This is a genomic window from Pelagibacterium nitratireducens, assembly GCF_037044555.1.
In the GTDB taxonomy this organism is placed as follows: domain Bacteria; phylum Pseudomonadota; class Alphaproteobacteria; order Rhizobiales; family Devosiaceae; genus Pelagibacterium; species Pelagibacterium nitratireducens.
The window spans coordinates 2,693,673-2,712,379 of record NZ_CP146275.1 but is presented as its reverse complement, the minus strand read 5'-3'; the positions used below and the strand labels follow the sequence as shown (position 1 = coordinate 2,712,379).

Genomic DNA, 18,707 nt, shown 5'->3' with positions numbered 1-18,707 from the left:
AATAATGGCGACTGCCGGTACATCATACGAGTCTCTCGAGCTGCCCACGGCGATGATCGATGTGGCAACGCCTGCCGCCGACTGGATCGTCGTGTGGCCGGTGGCGCTGGCACTCCTTGGCGCGGGCCTGCTTGTCATGCTGCGCAACCAGCGTCACATGCAGCTTGCCTTCGCTGTTGCGGTGATCCTGGCGATCATGGTTTCGAATATTTATCTGCTGCTTCGCGTCTTCGAGACCGGCCCCATCGCCATGACCATGGGCAAGTGGCTGCCGCCTTTCGGCATAACGTTTGCCGCCGATATGACGAGCGCCATCTTCTCGCTCGCCGCATCCATCGCTGCACTCATCGTCGCCTTTTATGCTCAGATCGAGTTGACTGACCGTGGTCATCGTTTTGGCTTTTACCCCATGCTGCTGCTGCTGTTGTGTGGCGTCAGTGGCTCGTTTTTGACCGGTGATATCTTCAACCTCTACGTGTGGTTTGAAGTCATGCTGATCGCCTCGTTCGGCATGATGATCCTCGGGGGCCGCAAGCTTCAGCTCGACGGTGCCATAAAATACGGCTTTCTCAATTTCCTCGCGACGACCTTCTTTCTTGTAGCCATCGCCTATCTCTACGGCTTGACGGGCACGCTCAATTTCGCCGATCTCGTGGCAAAGGGCGCCGATCTGCCAATCGGCCCGCTTGTCACGGTCTCTGTGCTGTTTCTTTTCGCCTTTGGGGTGAAAGCCGCTGCCTTTCCTGCCAATGCCTGGCTGCCGGCCTCTTACCATACGCCCGCCGTTTCCGTGTCGGCCATTTTCGGTGGCCTGCTCACCAAGGTCGGCGCCTATGCCGCGATCCGTGTTCTCACCATGGCGCTGCCTGAAGGCTATGCACAAATCCAGACGGTCATTGCGGTCGTTGCGTTCGCTACGCTCATTCTGGGCCCGCTGGGCGCCATCGCGCAGACCAATCTGCGCCGCGCCGTGGGCTTTCTGGTTATCGGCGGCATCGGTGCGATTTTCGCTGGGTTCGCATTGGGCACCACGCACGGAATCGGGGGAGCAGTGTTTTACGCCTTCCATTCCATGCTCACGGTCACGGCCTTTTACCTTCTGGCCGGGTTGATTGAGCGTATGAGTGGCACCAGCGACATCCGCAAGATGGGCGGCATCTATGGCGCCAGCGCTCCCATGTCGATTCTCTTTGTCATCATGGTGTTCGCCATTTCCGGACTGCCGCCCTTCCTTGGCATCTGGCCCAAGATCCTGCTGGTGGAGGGTGGCATCCGCGCCGCCAATTGGTGGCTCGTTTTTGCGGTGCTGTTCAATTCCTTCCTCACCCTGATCGCCGCGAGCCGTCTCTGGGCCCATATTTTCTGGCGTAACGGGCAGGAGGGGGAGCGCTCTGAGCAGGCCAATGAGGATTTGCGTCCCTTGTCCGCTCGTGAGGTGGGGATGGGACTGGTGCCGACGGTAGTTCTTTTTGCCGTCATTGTGGTCTTCGGCCTTTTCCCTGATTGGCTTTTCACCGCCTCGGGCATCGCCGCCCATGATATGCTCTCGCCCACGCGCTATGTCGACGCCGTGTTTGCACAGGTGCCCCAGCCATGAGCTTTGCCTTTCTTGTTATAACTCTCGCGCTGGTCTGGGCCGCCGTCACCGGCTCCTTCACCCTGCTCAACCTTTTGCTCGGCGCCTTCATCAGTGCGATGGCCGTGCTGTTCATCCGCGACCGGGTCGAGCGCCCGTATATGATGCGCCGGTTCGTTCGTGCCCTTTCGCTTGCTGCCTTGTTTTTTTACGAGCTCGCCCTATCGGCAGCCCGGGTTGCTATCCTGGTCATATCGCCTGGCATGAAAAAGCGCCTGGCGCCGGGAATTATTGCCTATCCACTATCGGTCACAAGTGACGTCCAGATCACCCTGCTGGCCAATTTGATTACCCTCACGCCGGGCACCTTGAGCGTTGATGTCTCCGACGATCGGAAGACTTTGTACATCCACGTGCTCGAAATGAACGACCGCGAGGATGTCATCGCGTCGATCAAGAATGGTTTCGAAGCACGGATCATCGAGGTGTTTGAATGATAGCGGGCCCCGAATTTCTCCATCTGGCCACCACCGTCTCACTTGGTGTTCTCACAGCGGCTCTGCTGATAACGATTTACCGCATTGTCGTTGGTCCCAGCCTGCCCGATCGGGTGCTGGGCCTGGATATGCTGGTTGCTGTGGTCATCGGCTATATCGCTGCAATCGCCCTGCGAACCGGGTTCATGCTCTATCTCGATATCGCCATCGCGCTGGGCCTTGTTGGGTTTTTGTCTACAGTCGCGTTCGCCAGGTTCATTCTCCAGCGCTGGCAGATCGACGCAGCGGCCCGGGAAGATCATCTTGAGGAGAGCCGGAAATGATTGTGGAGGCACTCTATTATCTCGCCGGCATCATGGTGATCGTCGGCGCTCTGTTCAGCTTCGTGGCGGCCCTTGGCATTGTTCGACTGCCCGATCTCTACACCCGCATGCATTCGGGCTCCAAGGCCGGAACGGTGGGCTCGGGCCTGACCCTTCTGGCCATAGCACTGGTCAGCTTCGACGGTTCGGTGATCCTGCGCGCCCTGCTTGGTTTCATCTTTTTCATGCTGACGGCCCCTATTTCGGCCCATCTTCTAGCGCGAGCCGCCTATGTAGCCGGTTATCGCCCGGCTGCGCGTTTCGTGGTCGATGATCTGGAAAATTCCAACGGACTGCAAAGTAAAGAGTGATTCACTCTAAATTTCGCCAAGTTGTTGTTCAATGGTTGCAAAATTAGAAGAACGTCATTAATTGCGAGGTTATGGGGTTCCCCCGGGATTAGCCCGCCCCAATAAGTAGCTTCCATACGCAAGAAGGGATTTGCGATGACCGCTCCGGCGAATGCCGAGAACAGGGTCGAGCTTGACCTTGTCGAATACAGTACTGAGATTGTCGCTGCCTATGTCAGCCACAATGCGATCAGCCCGACCGACCTGCCGAAATTGATCTCGGAAGTTCACGCCGCGCTTCGGTCGCTGGGTTCGGAAGAAACCACCGCTCCCGTCGAAGAGAAAAAGCCGGCTGTGCCCGTCAGAAAGTCGGTGACGTCGGATTATATCGTCTGTCTGGAGGACGGGAAAAAGTTCAAGTCGCTCAAGCGGCACTTGCGCACCCACTACAACCTTTCGCCGGAAGAGTACCGAGAGAAGTGGGGCCTGCCCGCCGACTATCCGATGGTCGCTCCGTCCTATTCTGCCACGCGCTCCAAGCTGGCAAAGGACAACGGATTGGGCCGCAAGGCCGGTTGACCGGTCCATAGCTTTACCAGTCAAAGGGCCGCATTTGCGGCCCTTTCTCTTTTGTATCCAAACCATTTCTGAACTTATCCCCGCGCGACCTTCTCTCCGTTATAGGAATTATATCCTATTTATGAGAGAGTGGTCCTATGACGGTTTGGATATCCACGGCAGCGCGGCTCGAACGCAATCGGTTATCGGCAGCACAACGGCAAGACTGCAAGCTTGTCGTTCGCACGGTATCCGGTGAAACAGGGGTCCGCTATTGCGACTTTTTCGCCCCCTCACGGCTGGGCCTGCACACGGCGGCCGCGCGGCAGTTAGCGATGTATTTGTGCCATGTGCTCTTGGGTATGACCTTGACCCAGGTCGGCCAGTTCTTCGGCAGGGATCGCACCACGGTCGCCTATGCGTGTGCTCACGTCGAAGACATGCGTGACGATGGAGGCGATTACGACCGCCGGCTCGTGGCGCTTGAAGAGCGCATAGAAACGGCCAGGCGCCAGCCTTGCGTGCTCGAGGTCACACCGCCGGAGACGGCCCATGCCAGCGTCTGATTTTGGCTCGACGCCCTTGGGGCAATTGGCTCGCAGCCGGAACGGCGAGCCGGCCTTTCTCAATGCCCATCACCTGGAGGCCGCGGGGCGCCTGTTGACGCTGTTCGAGCGTAGCCGGCTGCGCGCCCGGACCACAATGAACTACGGACCGCGCGTTGATAGCGGGCACGGCGGGCACGCCCAGGACATGGGCGATATGGCGTTCGATGCCAGGAGGCAGCTTGCAGAGCTCTATACAGCCATTCCCCGCGACTGCGTGGAGGTCGTCATTGATGTCTGCGGCTACGAAAAGGGTTTGCAGGATATCGAGCGCGAGCGCGGGTGGCCCAGACGCAGCGCCAAGCTGGTCCTGCGTATCGGCCTCGACGCCCTGGCTACCCGCTTTGGCCTGACTGCGGCCGCCACTGGCGCAACGAGAACAAGCACCCGAAACTGGCTGGGTGTGGGCGCACGGCCCGCAGAGTTCGGTTAGACCTGAACGGCCGCCTGCGCGTCTGCGCGCAGGCGCGTCACCATGGCTGCCAGTCCATTGGAGCGCTGTGTTGAAAGATGTTCCCGCAATCCAATGGAATCGAGAATCGGCAGGGCGTCGGTCGTCGCGATATCTGCAGCAGGACGCCCCGAATAGAGCGCCAGAACTATGGCCACCAGCCCGCGAACGATCATCGCATCCGAATCGCCGCGGAAGGTCAGCACAGTTCCTTTCTCGCCCGCTTCGCTTCCGGTCACCAGCCACACCTGCGACGCACATCCATGCACCTTGTTGGTGGCGGTGCGCTCATCATCGGTAAGCGGCGCCAGTCCCTGGCCGAGCTCGATGATGTAGCGGTACCGGTCCTCCCAGTCGTCGAGAAAGGAAAGATTGTCGGCGATCTCGTCAAATGCGGCTGTTGTATTCATGCCCGCTATTTAGTCCCTGATTCCTTCCATTGGAAGGGGTGAGCCTCAATAGGCCCAGTCGGGGCGGGGAGGGGGGAAGGCGCGTTTGGCGGCTACGCTCGTTTGCGGCACGGCGATCTGCGCCAGAACCGTACGCCCCACTGCGCATTCAACGCTAAAACAATCGGAGGGGGTCAGCGTGTCGCTGACGGCCTGAACGCCCTGGTTGGCCAAGTGTTTGCCGGTTGCGCGCGCCGAATCGCCCACATCCATACCCGCGCCAGGGGCCATGATGAGAAAGGCGGCAGAAAGCCAGAAGGCAGAGCGAACAACAAACATAGAGCCAAACCTCGTCGTCCGGGGACATATGGACAGCGTCGGGATCTAGCCTAGGGAACCGGCATGAAGCATTTTTGGCAAACTCGCGTAAAATTTTAAGCGAATGCGATCGGGCTCGAAAGCGACCCGTTAAGCAAGACTCTGTTTACGCTACCCCTAGAAACCTGCCTCGAACGTTACCCGATTCTGCTCCAGGCCGACCGAACCCGGTCTCACTTAAGGGTGTCTTAGGGCTTGGATGGAAGTGTGTGCCGGCCAAAGGAAGTCGTCCCGAAGCAAGGCCGCAGCGTATCGCGGCATATGAAGTTGAGCGTTTCATGCGTAACCCCTTTGCGGATTTCACAATTGCCCCACAGTTCCCGACCGGCACGGCCCGGTCCGGCCAGCGCAATTCTGTCCTGCATCGTGTTCTGGTTCTCAACACACTTGCCATGATGGTTGGCTTGGGACTGGCGATGGCTCTATCCCTCGTCATGCTCTTTGGCAGCAATGTTGCACCGCTCATTGCAACAACTGTCCTTGCCGGCCCTGTCGCGCTGTCAGGGGCTCTGCTCCTGCGTGGCGATTTCGAGCCCGCAATCGTGCTTCACACCCTGGCGCTCGGTTCGATCGGAGCCCTCTTTGCGGCGGGCGATCCGGCCATGGTTGATCTGGGCCTGGCTCTTGGGCTTTTGGCCGCGCTCTACGCTCAGGTTCTCGCCAAGGGACGCTTTCGCACGCTCGCCTGGGCAATTCCGCCAATAATCCTTCTCGCCGGCGTATTGGGGTCGCATGTCGCCTCAAGCGCAGCGCTGCAGCCTTACTCAGTGTTGGCGCTGGCGGTTTTTGCCGCCATAGCAGCCATCACCGCCACCCGCCTCGAAATTATTTCGGCCGAATCGCCCGTGTCCCAGACGCGTGCCTTTGCCGTCCTGGCTGAAAACATCCTTGGGGCCGTGGTCCGCTACGGCGCAGACGGTGGTCCGGTCTTTATCTCACGCTCGGCGGGCAATCTTTTAGGCTGCCGCACGTTTGAGCTTGATGGCGCTGGCCTGTTTGAGCGAGTCCATGTCATGGACCGTCCCGCCTACCGAAAGGCCATCTCGGACGCCTCGAACGGTGCTGGCGCAAGCACTATCGAATTGCGCTTGCGCCGCGATGATACTGAGCCGGGCGCCAATGCGCGCTATATCTGGGTCGAATTCGCACTTGCGCCACTGGACGACGAGCGCCCGAATGACTCATTGAGTGACGTGCTGGCCGTGCTTCGCGATATCAGCGTGCGCAAGGATGCCGAACGGCAGGTCGATGCGGCGCGCCAGCAGGCCGAAGAGGCCTCGGAAGCCAAGTCGCGTTTCCTGGCCACCATCGGTCACGAACTGCGGACCCCGCTCAATGCCATAGTGGGCTTCTCCGACATGATGTCCGAAGAGATTGGCGGCACCCTGTCGCCAACTCACGCCGAATATGCGGGCCACATAAGTCGCAGCGGGCATCACCTGCTCGACGTGGTCAACATGCTGCTCGATATGTCGAAGATCGAGGCGGGCAAGTTCGAGGTCCATGCAGAACTGTTTGCACCCCAGGCATTGGTTGAACCGTGCCTGCAGATGGTCGAAAATCTGGCCCGCGACCGTGCCGTCACCATAGAATCTTCTATTCCCGAAAAACTGCCCCAGATCATGGGCGATGAACGCGCTTGCCGGCAGATTTTGATAAATCTACTCTCCAATGCTGTAAAATTCAGCCATGATGGCGGCAAGGTTGCGCTGGCCATGCGCCGGCAAGGCAAGATGTTGGCGATATCGGTCAGCGACTCGGGCATCGGCATGCGCCCCGAGACCGTCGAGCGAATCGGCGAACCGTTCCTGCAGGCTCAGGACAGCCTCTCGCGCCGCTACGAAGGCACCGGGCTGGGGCTGTCCATCGTCAAGGGACTGGTCAGCCTGCACGGCGGCCGCCTCGACGTGGTGTCCGAGCAGGGTATGGGAACAACGATAAGTGTGCTCCTCCCTTTCGAAGGTCCGCTGGGCGCCGGGAAAAGCTCGGCGACCATCGAACATCTTTACGCGACCAAGCGCGATAGCGACGAAGACAAATGGCTCCAAGACGAAAAAAGAAGCGCAGCAAAATGAACGCCGGTATTGCCCAGATTCCCCTTGCGGTCGGCGCTGGCGCCGCCAGCATGGTCGGTCATGCCCTCTCGTGGGGCTTTACGCGCTTTGCCCGTTCACCCATGGCCTCCACGGGTCTGGTGCTGATTTCCGGGCTTACCCTTATGGCTGCGACCAACGCCCTGTTCCTTCAGGACACGCGCCACCCAGCCCCCTTGTTCGTATCGGGGTCGGCAGGTGCCGCAACCCGGACCCCCATCGAGCCGGTCGTGGTCGAACCGCTGGAAATCCCGGAACGTCCCACCGCCCAACCGGTTACACCCGGACCAGCGCCGACGACCACCGCGCGGACTGCGACTTCCGTCCCGGAGGCACCTGAGCCCGCAGAGCCCGCCATAGGCAATCAGGACATTGCCGACCTTCAGGAAAAGCTCAAGGCGATGGGCTTTTTCGATGGAACGGTCGATGGCTATTACGGTCCGAGGACCGCTGACGCCATTCGCGATTTCGAGGCCCGCTTTGATCTCCCCCGCACTGGCGCTGCCACTCCGCAGGTGATCCAGGCCGTTAAGGACGCGCCGCTACAAACCTCACAGGCGAATGAGCCGGCGCCGGTCGCTGCAGCCCCGCAGACCGATGACATCGCTCCGCTGCTCGCCCAGATGCAGGAAACGGCCCCCACAGTCGCTGACAGCGTCGAACGGCAGACGGTGGCCGATATTTCGCCTGACCTGCCCGCTGCTGCTCCCCAGACCACGCCAGCAACCGCGGAGCCCAATGTTCCCGCAGTGCTCGATGGCGATCTGGTCAGCGACATCCAGCGTGGCCTGAGCCGTCTTGGCTTCCTGCAGGGACCGGTCAACGGGGTTGCAGACGAGGCCACGGCGCGGGCCATCCGCCAGTTCCAGATTTTCAACAATTACCGACCGACCGGCGAGGTCAGCCCTGTGCTGCGGCAGATGCTGGTCGAGGCGGGGGCTTTCCTGTAACGCTGACTCCATGCAGCAGCTTAGGTCCGACATCTGGTGCGCCGCCTTTGTGCGCCGTCACAACGACATGGGAAACTTCTGCGTCGTCTCGCGGCGCGGTGACGCCGTGGCAGGTCAGATATGGATAGAGGTCGATCACCTCGACGGGACGGTTTCGCTCTTTACGCCAGCCCCCGGTGCCACCATGGATTCGCCTCCTGACTATCGGGTCTTCCAGAAGCGCTTCGAGCGGACCGATCCGCTAACGGTCAAGGACCGCATAGCGCGGGAAATCGAATTCGATCAGGACCTCTGGGTTCTATCTGTCGATTGCCGCACTGATGATCTGGGGTTGGACGTGATCTAGCCCGCCTTGCGCGTCGACTTCATCCGGTCGAGCGCCTCGATCGCCTGATCGCCCACGGTTCCCGTTCGCGCAACCTGCTTGCCTTCGGGCGTCCGCCGACTGGGCTCGGCAAAACGGGCATATTCGGGCCGTGTGAGTTCGGCGGGCCTGACGTCACCGCGCCAGGCGCTCATCATGAACACCATGGCCGGAACGCTCACCTCATCGAACAGCCGCGCAAAACTGGCCAGCGTCTTGGACCTGTCGGCATCGTGGCTGGTCGCGTGAATGAGCACTTTGAGCCCATCATAAGAGGTGCACCCAAAGGCCCGCAGCACCACGAACAACGCAGCGCCGCTCGTGTCATGGGCGATTTCGGCGCAACGCAATTCGTCCAGACCGGTGATCTGGTTGAGAAGGCGGGTGATCTTGGGCCGGCGGTTTTCCGAGAACAGCTTCATGAGCGCACCGGTGAACTCGTCGGTGGCCACCGAAATCTGCTCAAAGGTCCGCATCATCGGCGCTTGCGGCAGGTTGCGGCGCGCATAGGCGCGCAGCACGTTGATTCGCCCCTCTTCGGGCAGATCGAAAAACACGCCGGTCAAAAGCGCCGCGTCGAAATCCTCGCGCCTGGCGAGGATCGCAGCGACCTCGTGGTCCATCTCCGCTGAGCGGGTCAGGGCGTTGAGGTAGGCGCCCCGTGGGGCCATCGATCCGTTGGCTGCCAGCGCGCGGTACACCTTGCGGCTGTTGACCGGGAACAGTCGGGCCAGAATGGCATTGGACAGGGCAGGGCGCCGGGCAATGGCCGCGATCACGTCCGCGTTGCCCTTTTCGATAAGGCGCATCATCACATCGTCGGAAAGCGACGGTGCGCGCTCGATATGAGCGATCAGGCCCGTGCCCAGATGGTCATAGACCAGGATTTCAAGCTGCGGCGTCAGGTGTTGCGCGCTCGCCAGTATGCCCGCCGCCTTGGTGCGCGCTGTCGGAGCAGCTGTCGGAAACAAGCGCTTGGCCAGTGCCTCGAACTGCTCGGCCTCTGCTGCCAGTGGTCTGCTGCGTCGCGCATAGGCGTCGCACGCCGCCACCAGAAGCGTGTTGGCCCGCTCGACGCCGCCGGTTTCAATCAGCAGCTGAAACGTCTCGTATGGCTGAAAGCCGATCATTTGGTCGACTCGATCCCCCGGTCCACTCTTGTTGCTCTTCACTATTGCCGCAGATTCGTTAGCGGACTGTTAACCTTGACGAAGTCTTAATGGGTAATGTTCGGATCCGGGACGGCATGGTGCCGGCTGGGGTAAGCGGAGGACCGGACGCACCACGAGGCCAAATATGGGTATGCTGGTAAAATTCAGCCCCAAAGACGCCCGCTCGGCACCGGTGTCGACCGGAGGACCAGGCGCGCAGGTCATATTGTTCACAGGCGTTCGCTATGAGCGCGGGGCCGGCGGGAATAAGCCCGCACCGGCCCCAAAGATCAGGCGGACCCGCAAGGGCTGAAGATTTTGAGAGACTGGTTGCTTGGCGGCGCATGTGCAGCCGTGGCATGTTTGTTGCTGTCCGGCTGCGCCCGTCCGACGGGCGATTTCGGCCGCGCCGCGCCCGGCGTGCTCCACGATCGCATCATGCCAACGGTGGGTGACGCACGCGCCGCAGCCGATGGCGAGCCGGTTTCCAACTTCAATCAGACCGATCAGGAACGCGAGATGCATGATCGTGTCTGGCGTTTTCTCATCGCGCCACACGCCCATGACTGGTTTTACGATACAGCCGTCGAACTCCAGCGCACCAGGATCGCTGCCAACCTCGACGTCCAGTTCATCGCGGACCGTTATTATTCGTCCCTGCGCAGCACACAATATCAGTCCTCGCGCGTCCGCTACCGCAAGGTCGCCGATGATATCGGTATCGACATCGCCACAATACCCACGACCTTTGCCGCTATCTGCCGGGTCATCGAGGTCGACCGCCAGCGCGCCATCGCCGTTTCCAATGTGACGCTCGCCGCGCCCGATGCCGCGGCGCGAGTCGCGGCGCGCAAATGGGAAAATGACCGGACGATCGACTGGTTCACCCGTGCGCTGACCTACCGCTATCAGTCCTATTCTGTCGCGCTGGAACGCCTTCTCGTCGAAACGCCGCATGAAGAAGGCCGCGTCGTCGACGCCCAGCTTGCCCGCATGCAGCCTTACGTGGCCCGCGCCCAGGCGGGCGACTTCTGTCTGACCGGTGGGGAGGGGTTGGTCTTTAAGGATACCGGTATCGCCTCGCGTTATGAAACGGCTCCGTTCACGCCCGAACCGCTGGTGCGGAAATAGCGCTATCGTGCCGGGGCTGATGGGGCCGAAAGGCATGCCAAGACGTCCGACGGCCAATGACCTCGGACTATGATTGCCATTCGAGCTTAGCTCTCATGGCCTTCTCACCTCCAATCGTGCCACCGGCACGATTGGCCGAAGGACGGATCGAAGTAGACGGCATGGGGCGATGAGCGCTCCGCATGATTTAGTTTTTATATGAAGCGATCATCGCCCCACGCATCCGGGGTTTTGGGCTTATGGCGGCGTCTCGGGCTGGGGTTTGTCGTCCGGGATATTGGCATTTTTAGTGGGTCGGTTGGCGAACCGGGAAACCGGTGCCCACTTTCCCTGCCAACCTCCCGTCGGTGCCCCTCTCCCTTTCGGGAGTACGACGTGGACTCCCATCCTCGCCCGGCCATCCGTCCGCTTTGGGCCTTCCCTGCGGCGACCCGCATGGAACCCGGATCGGCCTGTCGGATGGGATCGAAGTGCCCGAGGGCCGATGCGGTCCTAAGGCTCGGACCCATGCTCCCCCTTCTCCAATCCCGCCCTCACCGGAAGCTCGTATGCATCCTCGTCTCTGGTGCGGCCGTGCGGGAACAATGGCACGGGGGTGAGGGGGCGGGGATAAAGTTTTTTACGCAGCGTTTCCACCTTCACCCACGTCATCCTCGGGCGTTGCTGCCCTCGCGCATAGCGCTCCGGGCGTTCGCGCCTCAAATCGCTCCACCGGAGCGATTTGCCTACGGACGGCACTCACTCCCCGGGTCGAGCCCGAGGATGACGATGGGGGTGGGGTGAATGGTGGTGATGGAGCCGAGAAGGCGGCCCAAGCCCCATTGCTATCTTGGACATGATCCGGGACCCAGCAGCCTTGCCCATGCTCACAAGCGAATGGAAAGGCACATGGACCCCGGCGTGCGCCGGGGCAGCGAGGGGGGACGCAAAGCGGCGGGGAGAAGCAAGAGTGGAAACGGTTTTGCGGTTCGGACACGCGACAGAACCAGGGTTTAGAGCCAAGGATTTGAGTCAATCAAATCCTGAACGGCTCTAACGGATGATCGAGCAGCTCAGTTGGGAGAGCGCGTCACGATAGCGCTCCCGCATGGCCTGATGGGGCGGCGCCAGCCGCACGACGACTGCAACGTCGTTGCCCTGCGCCTCAACGATCAAAAGTCCTTCGTCGATCTCGAAGCGCTGTTCGGCCAGAAGGCGCGTCTGGGCGGGATTGAACAGGCCCATGTCCAGCAGATCACCCGAACCCGAACGATTGGTCGTGGAATAGATCACATGCCCATCGGCGTTGAACACAGCGACCGACCAGAACGCGAGCGGCAAATCTCCGTTGACGATGCCCGGCCCGTCGCCCAGCTCCAGCCTGCACACACCATAGAGCAGTTCGGGGTCCAGCCCCATCGGGTTGGCTTCACCGGGAGCCAGATCATCGAAAACCACAAAGGTTTCAAGCGGCGCGACAGCCTCGAGCCGATGCCACACATCGCGCACGGCCGCGTCGGGCAGGGTGAGGATGACAACCAGATGGATAAGCCCGCCCAGAACCACCCCGCCCAATATCCAGAACAACAGCCGGCTCATTGGCAGGACACCTTTTCGATGGCCGGCATGGCTTCGATTGTTGTGTTGGCGCCTGAAAACACCACGGCGTCATAAAGGGTCAGAGCAAGCGTGAACGGTCCCGTTCCTTCGATTTCCAGCCAGTTGCCCGGGCCCATTTCGGTCCCGATTGTCGCATTGAGCCCACCATCGCCCCATCGCGCCACGCGTTCGCTGTGCAACGCGGGAAGCTCGGGCGAAGCGGCGATATTGGCGCCGTCCGGGTCGGTTGCCACAAGCGTCCAGAAACTGGCACCGGGCACTTTCCCAGCCACCAGGTACTGGCACCGCGCGTCCAGCGGATCGCCCGAATCGTCCGTGTAGGCGCGAAATTGAAGGCCCTCGGCATAGCCAAGCTGAAGATGGCCCGTCCGCGCCAGATAGGCCCGGCTGTAGGGGTTGGGTATGGGTTGTCCCACATCGGGCCACGCGGCCCAGGAGCCGACCCGGACCGCCGCAAACAGCCTGCCGTCGGTCAGCGCATAATAGCTTGCCCCGAACCCCACCGAGAGGGCGACCACGAGGCCAACCAGCAGTCGGAAAATCAAACCCAAGACGTCACAGACTTTCGTTGGCGCCGGCGACTGGAGCCGTTGCCTGATCGATGGCCCCGCTCCCCCCAACGGCAAGGGACTGGCGCATTTTTTCCGACAGATCAAGCAGCTTGATCGCCGCTGCCGGGGCCAGGGTCGGCGCGCGCTCGGGCGCCTGTTCGCCATCTTCCCCGTTTGCCGAATCTGCGATGATGAAGGGCCGAGGCTCCATATCCACCCCGAAAACCGGCTTCACTTCGATATTGGTGTGTGCGTAGGCCATGAATTTCTGCCAGCTCATGGCCGGCAGACTGCCCCCGGTCAGATTGTTCATGGCCGTGTAATTGTCGTTTCCGTACCAGACCGAGGCGACGTAATTGCCGGTATATCCCACATACCACGCATCGCGGTACGAACTGGTCGTTCCGGTCTTGCCCGCACTCGGGACACCCTCGACAACCGCGCGTCCGCCCGTGCCGCCATAATTGACGGCGTTGAGAATGTCGTTCATCGACAAAACGATCTGCTCATCAAGGAGCCGCACCCGGTTCTCGTCAGGATTGGCCTCATAAATCACTTCGCCGCGCAACGTCGTGATGCGCGTGACCCCGAACCCGGTCGCCCGATAGCCGCCATTGGCAAACACCGCATAGGCCGAAGCCATGTCGAGTGCGCTCACCGAGGCCACGCCCAGCGCCAGCGAACGGGTCACCGGAAACGCGTTGCGGATGCCGAGACGATGCGCCATTTCGGCAATCGGCTCACGCCCGGTCTGGGTGGAAAGGCGAACCGGAACGCTGTTGATCGAAGCGGCCATCGCCGCGCGGATCGTCGTCCCGCCACGAAACGAGCGCCCGTAATTCTGCGGGCACCAATTGCCGATACAGATCGGTGCATCGGTGATCGGGCTGCGCGGCGTGAGCCCGAGCATCTCGAACGCGGTGGCATAAACGAATGGCTTGAACGCCGATCCCGGCTGCCGGTTGGGCGCCACCGCCCGGTTGAACTGGCTCTGTCCGTAATCGGTGCCGCCCACCATGGCGCGCACGGCGCCGTTGTGCTCCATGACCACCATGGCGCCCTGGCTCACATTGTAAGCGGTGCCCTGTTCGCGCAGGACCGAGATAATGGCGTCTTCGGCATGAACCTGCAGGTCGGGATCGATGGTTGTGCGCACCACGAACCCCACCTCGGGGCTGTCGCCCACAAGGCGCTTGGTTTCCAGAAACGCCCAGTCGAGAAAGTAGTTGGGCGAATTGGCTTCGGCGGAACGGTCGACCGGCTCAGCCGGCCGGCGCCGCGCTGCCGTCACCTGGCCTTCGGTCAGATAGCCTCCATTGACCATGTTGGTGAGGACCACATTGGCCCGCCCGCGCGCCGCAGCGATATCGACATGAGGAGCCCAGCGGGTCGGCGCCTTGTAAAGCCCGGCCAGCATTGCGGCCTCGGCGAGATCGATATCCTGGATGGGCTTGCCGAAATAGAACTCGGCCGCCGCCGTCACCCCGACATTGCCGCCCCCCATATAGGCGCGGTCGAGATAGAGCTTTAAGATTTCGTCCTTGGTGAAATTGGCTTCCAGCCAGAAGGCCAGAAACAGCTCCTTGATCTTGCGCTCATAGGTCCGCTCATTGGTCAGAAACAGGAGCTTGGCCAATTGCTGGGTGATCGAGGACCCACCCTGCAGGCCCGAATCGCCCCCGGCATTGGAGAGCAGCGCCCGGGTCGTACCCCATACGTCGATGCCGAAATGCTCGTAAAACCGCCTGTCCTCGGTCGCCAGCGTCGCCTTGATCAAAAAGTCGGGGATTTCCGTCAGCGCCACCGAATCGTCGGACCGGATGCCGCGCCGCCCGATTTCGTTGCCGTAGCGGTCCAGAAAGATCACCGAATAGTCCTCGGCCCGGTTGAACTCGCCCGAGGCGGTTGCATCCATCGCCGAAAGCGCCAGCGCCACCATCAGCACAGAGCCCATGGCGCCAAAGCTCAAGGCGTCCGATGCCAGTTCGACGAAAATCCGCCGCAGCCCACGCACCGAAAAAAGCGAGAAAAAATCCTGAATCCTGGTATAGACTCGTCCCGTCGAGCGCATGCCGTCATAGAGAAACGAATCCAGCCATGCGTCGGCCTCGAGCAGCCGGTTCTTGCCTTTGGCACGCTTCTGCTTTGTGTAAAACGGGTCCTGCACCTTGGGCCTTTTGCTGCTCGGCTTCAATTGTTTGCCCGTCCGGGTGCGCTCGATCCCGAACCGATGGTATTGTATGGCGTTAAGCCCCAATGGGTCATCACAATTTTATGTGGTTTTGCCAACGGGGTTAAAAGTGTGGAGTTGGTGCCGACAATGGCATTCTGGGACGAAAAACCGCTTGAAGCCATGACCACCGAGGAGTGGGAGGCGCTGTGCGACGGCTGCGGCAAATGCTGCCTGCTCAAGCTCGAGGACGAGGAGAGCGGCCAGATTTTCCCCGCCAATGTGCGCTGCAAGCTGCTCGATGGAGACACCTGCGGCTGTTCGGACTATCCCAACCGGCAGGCCAAGGTTCCCGACTGCATCAAGCTTACCCCTGAAAAGGTCCGCGAGATCGCCTGGATTCCCAGGAGCTGCGCCTATCGGCGCATCGCCGAGGGCAGGGGGCTGGCCTGGTGGCATCCGCTCGTTTCGGGCGATCCCGAGACCGTCCACGCCGCCGGAATTTCCGTTCGCGGCCGCACCATTGCCGAAGAAAATGCCGACACGTCCGACTGGGAAAGCCACATCATAGACTGGGTCGACTGGGAACCGGCCGAATAACCAACCCGGCCCTGCAAACGGTTCGGACCGGGAAAAATCGTGATGAACGCTTTCTGAATATCGAGTTCACGGCCGGTTCCGGCCGAGAGAACTAAACCTGATCCTGCAAGAGGCAACCGGCGGTACGCAACACCCGCCCAACCCAACCAGGAGACGGAACAATGTTTAAAAAGATCATCATCGCAGCCACCCTCGCTGCCAGCTTCGGCGCCGTGAGCGTTCCTGCCATGGCCAACGACATCTACATCAACCAGTTCGGATGGGGCAATTCGGCCGGCGGCACCCAGTCGGGCACGGGCAACGCCATCGGTGCTTTCCAGGACGGCTGGTGGAATTCGAGCACCCATCATCAGTCGGGCCACGGCAATGTCGCCGCCAGCGGCCAGAGCGGCTGGGACAACCAGTCCGAAACCTGGCAGAACGGCAATTTCAATGAGGCCGGCGTTGGCCAGTTCGGGTCCAACCATACCTCGGTCCTTACTCAGGACGGCAATGGCAACGTGGCTGCCGGCGTCCAGGTCGGCGATGGCTGCACTGCTGCGGTTGATCAGAACGGATCGGGCAATGTCGCCGCCTTCGTTCAGGTCTGCCCCTGACAGTCGCGCATGGCTCACCCATTTTCCCCAGCCGGGCAGGGCTTTTAGCCCCCCGGCGCCAAGGAAGGACGCATCCGATGACCATTGATCGCCGCAAGGCCTATTCGCTTTCCATTCTCGGCACCGCCGTCGCACTTGTCGCTGTCGGTACGGCCAGCTATGCCCGCTCGACCGACGATGTCGCCGGCGCAACACGCCCGGTGCCCTGCGAGGTGGTTTCGACCGCTGCAGGCAATGGCATGGCCCTCGAGGCCATCTATAACGCCCAGGGACCGACCAACGGCACCTACCGTCTTTCGGTAAAGTCGGTCGGCGGCGCCAACAGTTCCACAATCAATCAGGGTGGCGGCTTTGCCGCACACGCCGCCGGGCCTGTCAGCCTGGGGCGCGTCTCGGTCGGCAACGCGCCGGCATATGATATCGCCCTGACCGTCGAGGTCGACGGGGTGGTCCACACCTGCCTCGATCCGCAGGGCAATTGGGCCTGACGAAAAAGGGGCTCCGAAACGGGAGCCCCTTTTCTTTGGCGTGTATCGCAGCGCTACCGGACCTGGCGCAGCGTCAGGCCCGAGAGGACGCAGTCTCCTTCGACAGCCAGACCGCTGTCCCCGGCCACGATCTCGCATTCGATCGGTGTGGGCACCGAACTGCCGCCATCGATCTCCTCGATGGTCAACGAGCCCTCGCTTGCCGCATAGGTGCCGCTCAGCGCGGGCTCTGTCGCTTCGGCATCGAGCACGACACCCTCCCAGGCGGCAAATGATCCGTCATTGCCGAACAGGAAGGTCAGGCTGTTCGTGCCCTCGCCCTGCGCCACGAACCGTCCCGGCCCGATGCCGCTGATGCTGGCCTGCGCGGCCGCGTCGCTTTCATCCTGACGGGACGCGACCTCGGCTTCGAGAGCCTCAAGCTCGTCGGTGCGGTCCGACAGCGTGGCCGTCAAGGTTTCGAGTTGGGCCTGCACCTCCTCGCGCTGGGCCTGCGCGTCGGCAACCTGGCTTTCCAGTTCGGTCTGCTGACCTTCGAGGTCGGCCACCACGGTTTCGAGGCTTTCGCGCCGGTCTTCGAATTCGGCCTGGCTGGCGCGCAGCTCGGACAGCTGGGTCTGGGCGGCAGCCTGCGCTTCGCGCGCCGCCTGCACTTCGCTTTCCATTTCCGCTGACGTGCGCGTGGCGTCGGCCGCTTCCTGAGTCAACTGGGCCGCGGTTTCGCGCAGCTCGGCTTCCTCGCTGCGCGCCGTCTGCAACCGGCTGCCCACATCGGCCAACTCTGCCGTGCTCTGGGCAATTCGGTCCTGCACTTCGGAAAACGAACTTTCGGCTTCGGCGAGATTGGCCTGCAATTCTTCGATGCGACCCTCGCGCTCGGCCAGTGCGTCGGCGACTGTCTCGAGTTCGGCGTTGGCTCCCTCGAGGGCGGCCTGTACCTCGTCGCGTTCAGCGACAATAGTATCGCGTTCTTCGGTCAGCCGGTTGCGTTCCTCGGTCAGCGTGCTGATTTCGGCCTCGAGTTCCTCGAGCGTTGTCCCCGACTCTTCCATGGTCTGGACATCGGCTGCCAACTGATCGCGCTCGGACGTCAGGGCGTTGACTTCGTTTTGCAGGCCGCCCGTCGTTGTCGATGAGGCAAACCACAAGATCACGAACGCCGCCCAGCCCAATACGGCGGCAGCGCCCAGCGCGATAACGAGCGGGTTCCTCGAGCGGTCTTGAGTTTCGGTGTCGTCGTCCATGGCAAATCCTTTTGGCTCCGTTGAGGAGCGAATTGGTAAAGCGAAAATGGCAGGAGCGTCCCGGCTTGGCGCTGTCCCTCGCACGAACAACAAGCAACGCGCCGCACGGGTTCCAATATGACGGCGCTTTGAGGGGCGAGGCAACCTTAACGCCAGATAAACGTGACCTTCGACGTCGGTTCAGCTCGCCCAATTCATAGTCGTGGTCATGGAGGCGCAACACCGCCACAGCAAAACCAGAGGAGCACGATCATGGGACGCAACACCAACACAGCAAAGGCCGCCGGTCTCGCACTGATTATCGCAATGGGCGCATTCACGGCCCCCGCCAACGCCGGGCAGGTGTCGATCAACTTGAACCCCGCCAATGCCGAACAGCAGCAGATGATGCAGGCCGGGCTCGGCATTTATGCCCTCTACAACGGCATCCAGAACGGCTCGATCACCCAGGATGGCGTCAACAACATGGCCGGTCTGACCCAGGGTGGCGGCGGCAACCTCGGCATTGTCCATCAGGAAGGCAACAACCACAACGGCACCCTCAACCAGCAGGGCGGGAACAACAGCTACGGCCTGTTCCAGTTCGGTGAAGGGACCGATGCCCACGTCAATCAGTCGGGCGGCCAGACAGGTCTGGGCCTGGTCTTCGGTTGGTAATTCCCCG

The 18,707-nt window shown here is 61.4% G+C and carries 22 protein-coding genes; 15 read left to right on the top strand and 7 right to left on the bottom strand.

Annotated features, from left to right (window positions below; translation table 11 throughout):
* Window positions 1-4 precede the first annotated feature (4 nt).
* The 7 genes from V6617_RS13380 (at window position 5) to V6617_RS13350 (ending at window position 4,321) form a co-directional block, all read left to right on the top strand.
* Window positions 5-1,597, top strand: coding sequence for a Na+/H+ antiporter subunit D (locus tag V6617_RS13380; protein WP_338607461.1), 1,593 nt, complete (start codon window positions 5-7; stop codon window positions 1,595-1,597).
* Window positions 1,594-2,073, top strand: coding sequence for a Na+/H+ antiporter subunit E (locus V6617_RS13375; protein ID WP_338607460.1), 480 nt, complete (start codon window positions 1,594-1,596; stop codon window positions 2,071-2,073). The genes V6617_RS13380 and V6617_RS13375 overlap by 4 nt, the downstream gene beginning before the upstream one ends.
* Window positions 2,070-2,396, top strand: coding sequence for a cation:proton antiporter (locus V6617_RS13370; protein WP_338607459.1), 327 nt, complete (start codon window positions 2,070-2,072; stop codon window positions 2,394-2,396). Before V6617_RS13375 ends, V6617_RS13370 begins: the two co-directional genes overlap by 4 nt.
* The gene (gene mnhG, locus V6617_RS13365) at window positions 2,393-2,746 is read left to right on the top strand and encodes a monovalent cation/H(+) antiporter subunit G (protein ID WP_338607458.1); all 354 of its coding nucleotides are present in this window, start codon (window positions 2,393-2,395) and stop codon (window positions 2,744-2,746) included. The genes V6617_RS13370 and mnhG overlap by 4 nt, the downstream gene beginning before the upstream one ends.
* A gap of 135 nt (window positions 2,747-2,881) precedes the next feature.
* Window positions 2,882-3,304, top strand: coding sequence for a MucR family transcriptional regulator (locus V6617_RS13360; protein ID WP_338607457.1), 423 nt, complete (start codon window positions 2,882-2,884; stop codon window positions 3,302-3,304).
* A gap of 137 nt (window positions 3,305-3,441) precedes the next feature.
* The gene (locus V6617_RS13355) at window positions 3,442-3,849 is read left to right on the top strand and encodes a helix-turn-helix domain-containing protein (RefSeq protein ID WP_338607456.1); all 408 of its coding nucleotides are present in this window, start codon (window positions 3,442-3,444) and stop codon (window positions 3,847-3,849) included.
* Window positions 3,836-4,321, top strand: a complete 486-nt coding sequence (locus V6617_RS13350; protein WP_338607455.1) for a DUF6456 domain-containing protein — start codon at window positions 3,836-3,838, stop codon at window positions 4,319-4,321. The genes V6617_RS13355 and V6617_RS13350 overlap by 14 nt, the downstream gene beginning before the upstream one ends.
* Here V6617_RS13350 and V6617_RS13345 read toward each other — a convergent pair.
* Both V6617_RS13345 and V6617_RS13340 read right to left on the bottom strand, forming a co-directional pair.
* The gene (locus tag V6617_RS13345; RefSeq protein ID WP_338607454.1) at window positions 4,318-4,749 is read right to left on the bottom strand and encodes a SufE family protein; all 432 of its coding nucleotides are present in this window, start codon (window positions 4,747-4,749) and stop codon (window positions 4,318-4,320) included. The genes V6617_RS13350 and V6617_RS13345 overlap by 4 nt on opposite strands.
* Before the next feature lie 45 nt (window positions 4,750-4,794).
* Complete coding sequence (locus V6617_RS13340; protein ID WP_338607453.1) at window positions 4,795-5,067, bottom strand: hypothetical protein; 273 nt, start codon at window positions 5,065-5,067, stop codon at window positions 4,795-4,797.
* A 317-nt stretch (window positions 5,068-5,384) separates the two neighbouring features.
* Here V6617_RS13340 and V6617_RS13335 point away from each other — a divergent pair, with 317 nt between their 5' ends.
* Genes V6617_RS13335 through V6617_RS13325 form a run of 3 tightly spaced genes read left to right on the top strand, consistent with a single transcriptional unit; the run spans window position 5,385 to window position 8,495 of the window.
* Window positions 5,385-7,181 carry a PAS domain-containing sensor histidine kinase gene (locus tag V6617_RS13335; protein ID WP_338607452.1) on the top strand — a complete coding sequence of 599 codons (1,797 nt, stop codon included), beginning with the start codon at window positions 5,385-5,387 and terminating at the stop codon, window positions 7,179-7,181.
* Window positions 7,178-8,149 carry a peptidoglycan-binding domain-containing protein gene (locus V6617_RS13330; protein ID WP_338607451.1) on the top strand — a complete coding sequence of 324 codons (972 nt, stop codon included), beginning with the start codon at window positions 7,178-7,180 and terminating at the stop codon, window positions 8,147-8,149. The genes V6617_RS13335 and V6617_RS13330 overlap by 4 nt, the downstream gene beginning before the upstream one ends.
* A gap of 10 nt (window positions 8,150-8,159) precedes the next feature.
* Window positions 8,160-8,495, top strand: coding sequence for a DUF1491 family protein (locus V6617_RS13325; RefSeq protein ID WP_338607450.1), 336 nt, complete (start codon window positions 8,160-8,162; stop codon window positions 8,493-8,495).
* On the opposite strand, the gene V6617_RS13320 is transcribed toward V6617_RS13325, so the two are convergent.
* Window positions 8,492-9,643, bottom strand: coding sequence for a DUF2336 domain-containing protein (locus V6617_RS13320; RefSeq protein ID WP_338607449.1), 1,152 nt, complete (start codon window positions 9,641-9,643; stop codon window positions 8,492-8,494). The genes V6617_RS13325 and V6617_RS13320 overlap by 4 nt on opposite strands.
* Window positions 9,644-9,982: 339 nt before the next feature.
* Between V6617_RS13320 and V6617_RS13315 the strand changes: the two genes are divergently transcribed.
* Window positions 9,983-10,795: a hypothetical protein gene (locus tag V6617_RS13315; RefSeq protein WP_338607448.1), complete on the top strand. Its 813-nt coding sequence runs from the start codon at window positions 9,983-9,985 to the stop codon at window positions 10,793-10,795.
* A gap of 1,032 nt (window positions 10,796-11,827) precedes the next feature.
* Here the strand turns inward: V6617_RS13315 and V6617_RS13310 are convergent.
* The 3 genes from V6617_RS13310 to V6617_RS13300 are packed head-to-tail and all read right to left on the bottom strand — an operon-like array spanning window position 11,828 to window position 15,139.
* Window positions 11,828-12,373 (bottom strand): hypothetical protein, encoded by a 546-nt coding sequence (locus V6617_RS13310; protein WP_338607447.1) that lies wholly within the window; start codon window positions 12,371-12,373, stop codon window positions 11,828-11,830.
* A complete protein-coding gene (locus V6617_RS13305; RefSeq protein WP_338607446.1) occupies window positions 12,370-12,945 on the bottom strand; it encodes a DUF1214 domain-containing protein in 576 nt (191 codons plus the stop codon). The genes V6617_RS13310 and V6617_RS13305 overlap by 4 nt, the downstream gene beginning before the upstream one ends.
* A gap of 4 nt (window positions 12,946-12,949) precedes the next feature.
* The gene (locus tag V6617_RS13300; RefSeq protein WP_338607445.1) at window positions 12,950-15,139 is read right to left on the bottom strand and encodes a PBP1A family penicillin-binding protein; all 2,190 of its coding nucleotides are present in this window, start codon (window positions 15,137-15,139) and stop codon (window positions 12,950-12,952) included.
* A gap of 126 nt (window positions 15,140-15,265) precedes the next feature.
* Between V6617_RS13300 and V6617_RS13295 the strand changes: the two genes are divergently transcribed.
* The 3 genes from V6617_RS13295 to csgH all read left to right on the top strand — a co-directional run bounded on the left by V6617_RS13295 (window position 15,266) and on the right by csgH (window position 16,799).
* Window positions 15,266-15,715, top strand: coding sequence for a YcgN family cysteine cluster protein (locus V6617_RS13295; protein WP_338607444.1), 450 nt, complete (start codon window positions 15,266-15,268; stop codon window positions 15,713-15,715).
* A 161-nt stretch (window positions 15,716-15,876) separates the two neighbouring features.
* Window positions 15,877-16,311, top strand: coding sequence for a curlin (locus tag V6617_RS13290; RefSeq protein WP_338607442.1), 435 nt, complete (start codon window positions 15,877-15,879; stop codon window positions 16,309-16,311).
* A gap of 77 nt (window positions 16,312-16,388) precedes the next feature.
* Window positions 16,389-16,799, top strand: coding sequence for a curli-like amyloid fiber formation chaperone CsgH (gene csgH, locus V6617_RS13285; protein WP_338607441.1), 411 nt, complete (start codon window positions 16,389-16,391; stop codon window positions 16,797-16,799).
* A gap of 53 nt (window positions 16,800-16,852) precedes the next feature.
* Here csgH and V6617_RS13280 read toward each other — a convergent pair whose 3' ends face one another.
* A complete protein-coding gene (locus tag V6617_RS13280) occupies window positions 16,853-18,043 on the bottom strand; it encodes a hypothetical protein (RefSeq protein WP_338607440.1) in 1,191 nt (396 codons plus the stop codon).
* A 252-nt stretch (window positions 18,044-18,295) separates the two neighbouring features.
* Between V6617_RS13280 and V6617_RS13275 the strand changes: the two genes are divergently transcribed.
* A complete protein-coding gene (locus tag V6617_RS13275; RefSeq protein WP_338607439.1) occupies window positions 18,296-18,700 on the top strand; it encodes a curlin in 405 nt (134 codons plus the stop codon).
* The last annotated feature ends 7 nt before the right edge of the window (window positions 18,701-18,707 follow it).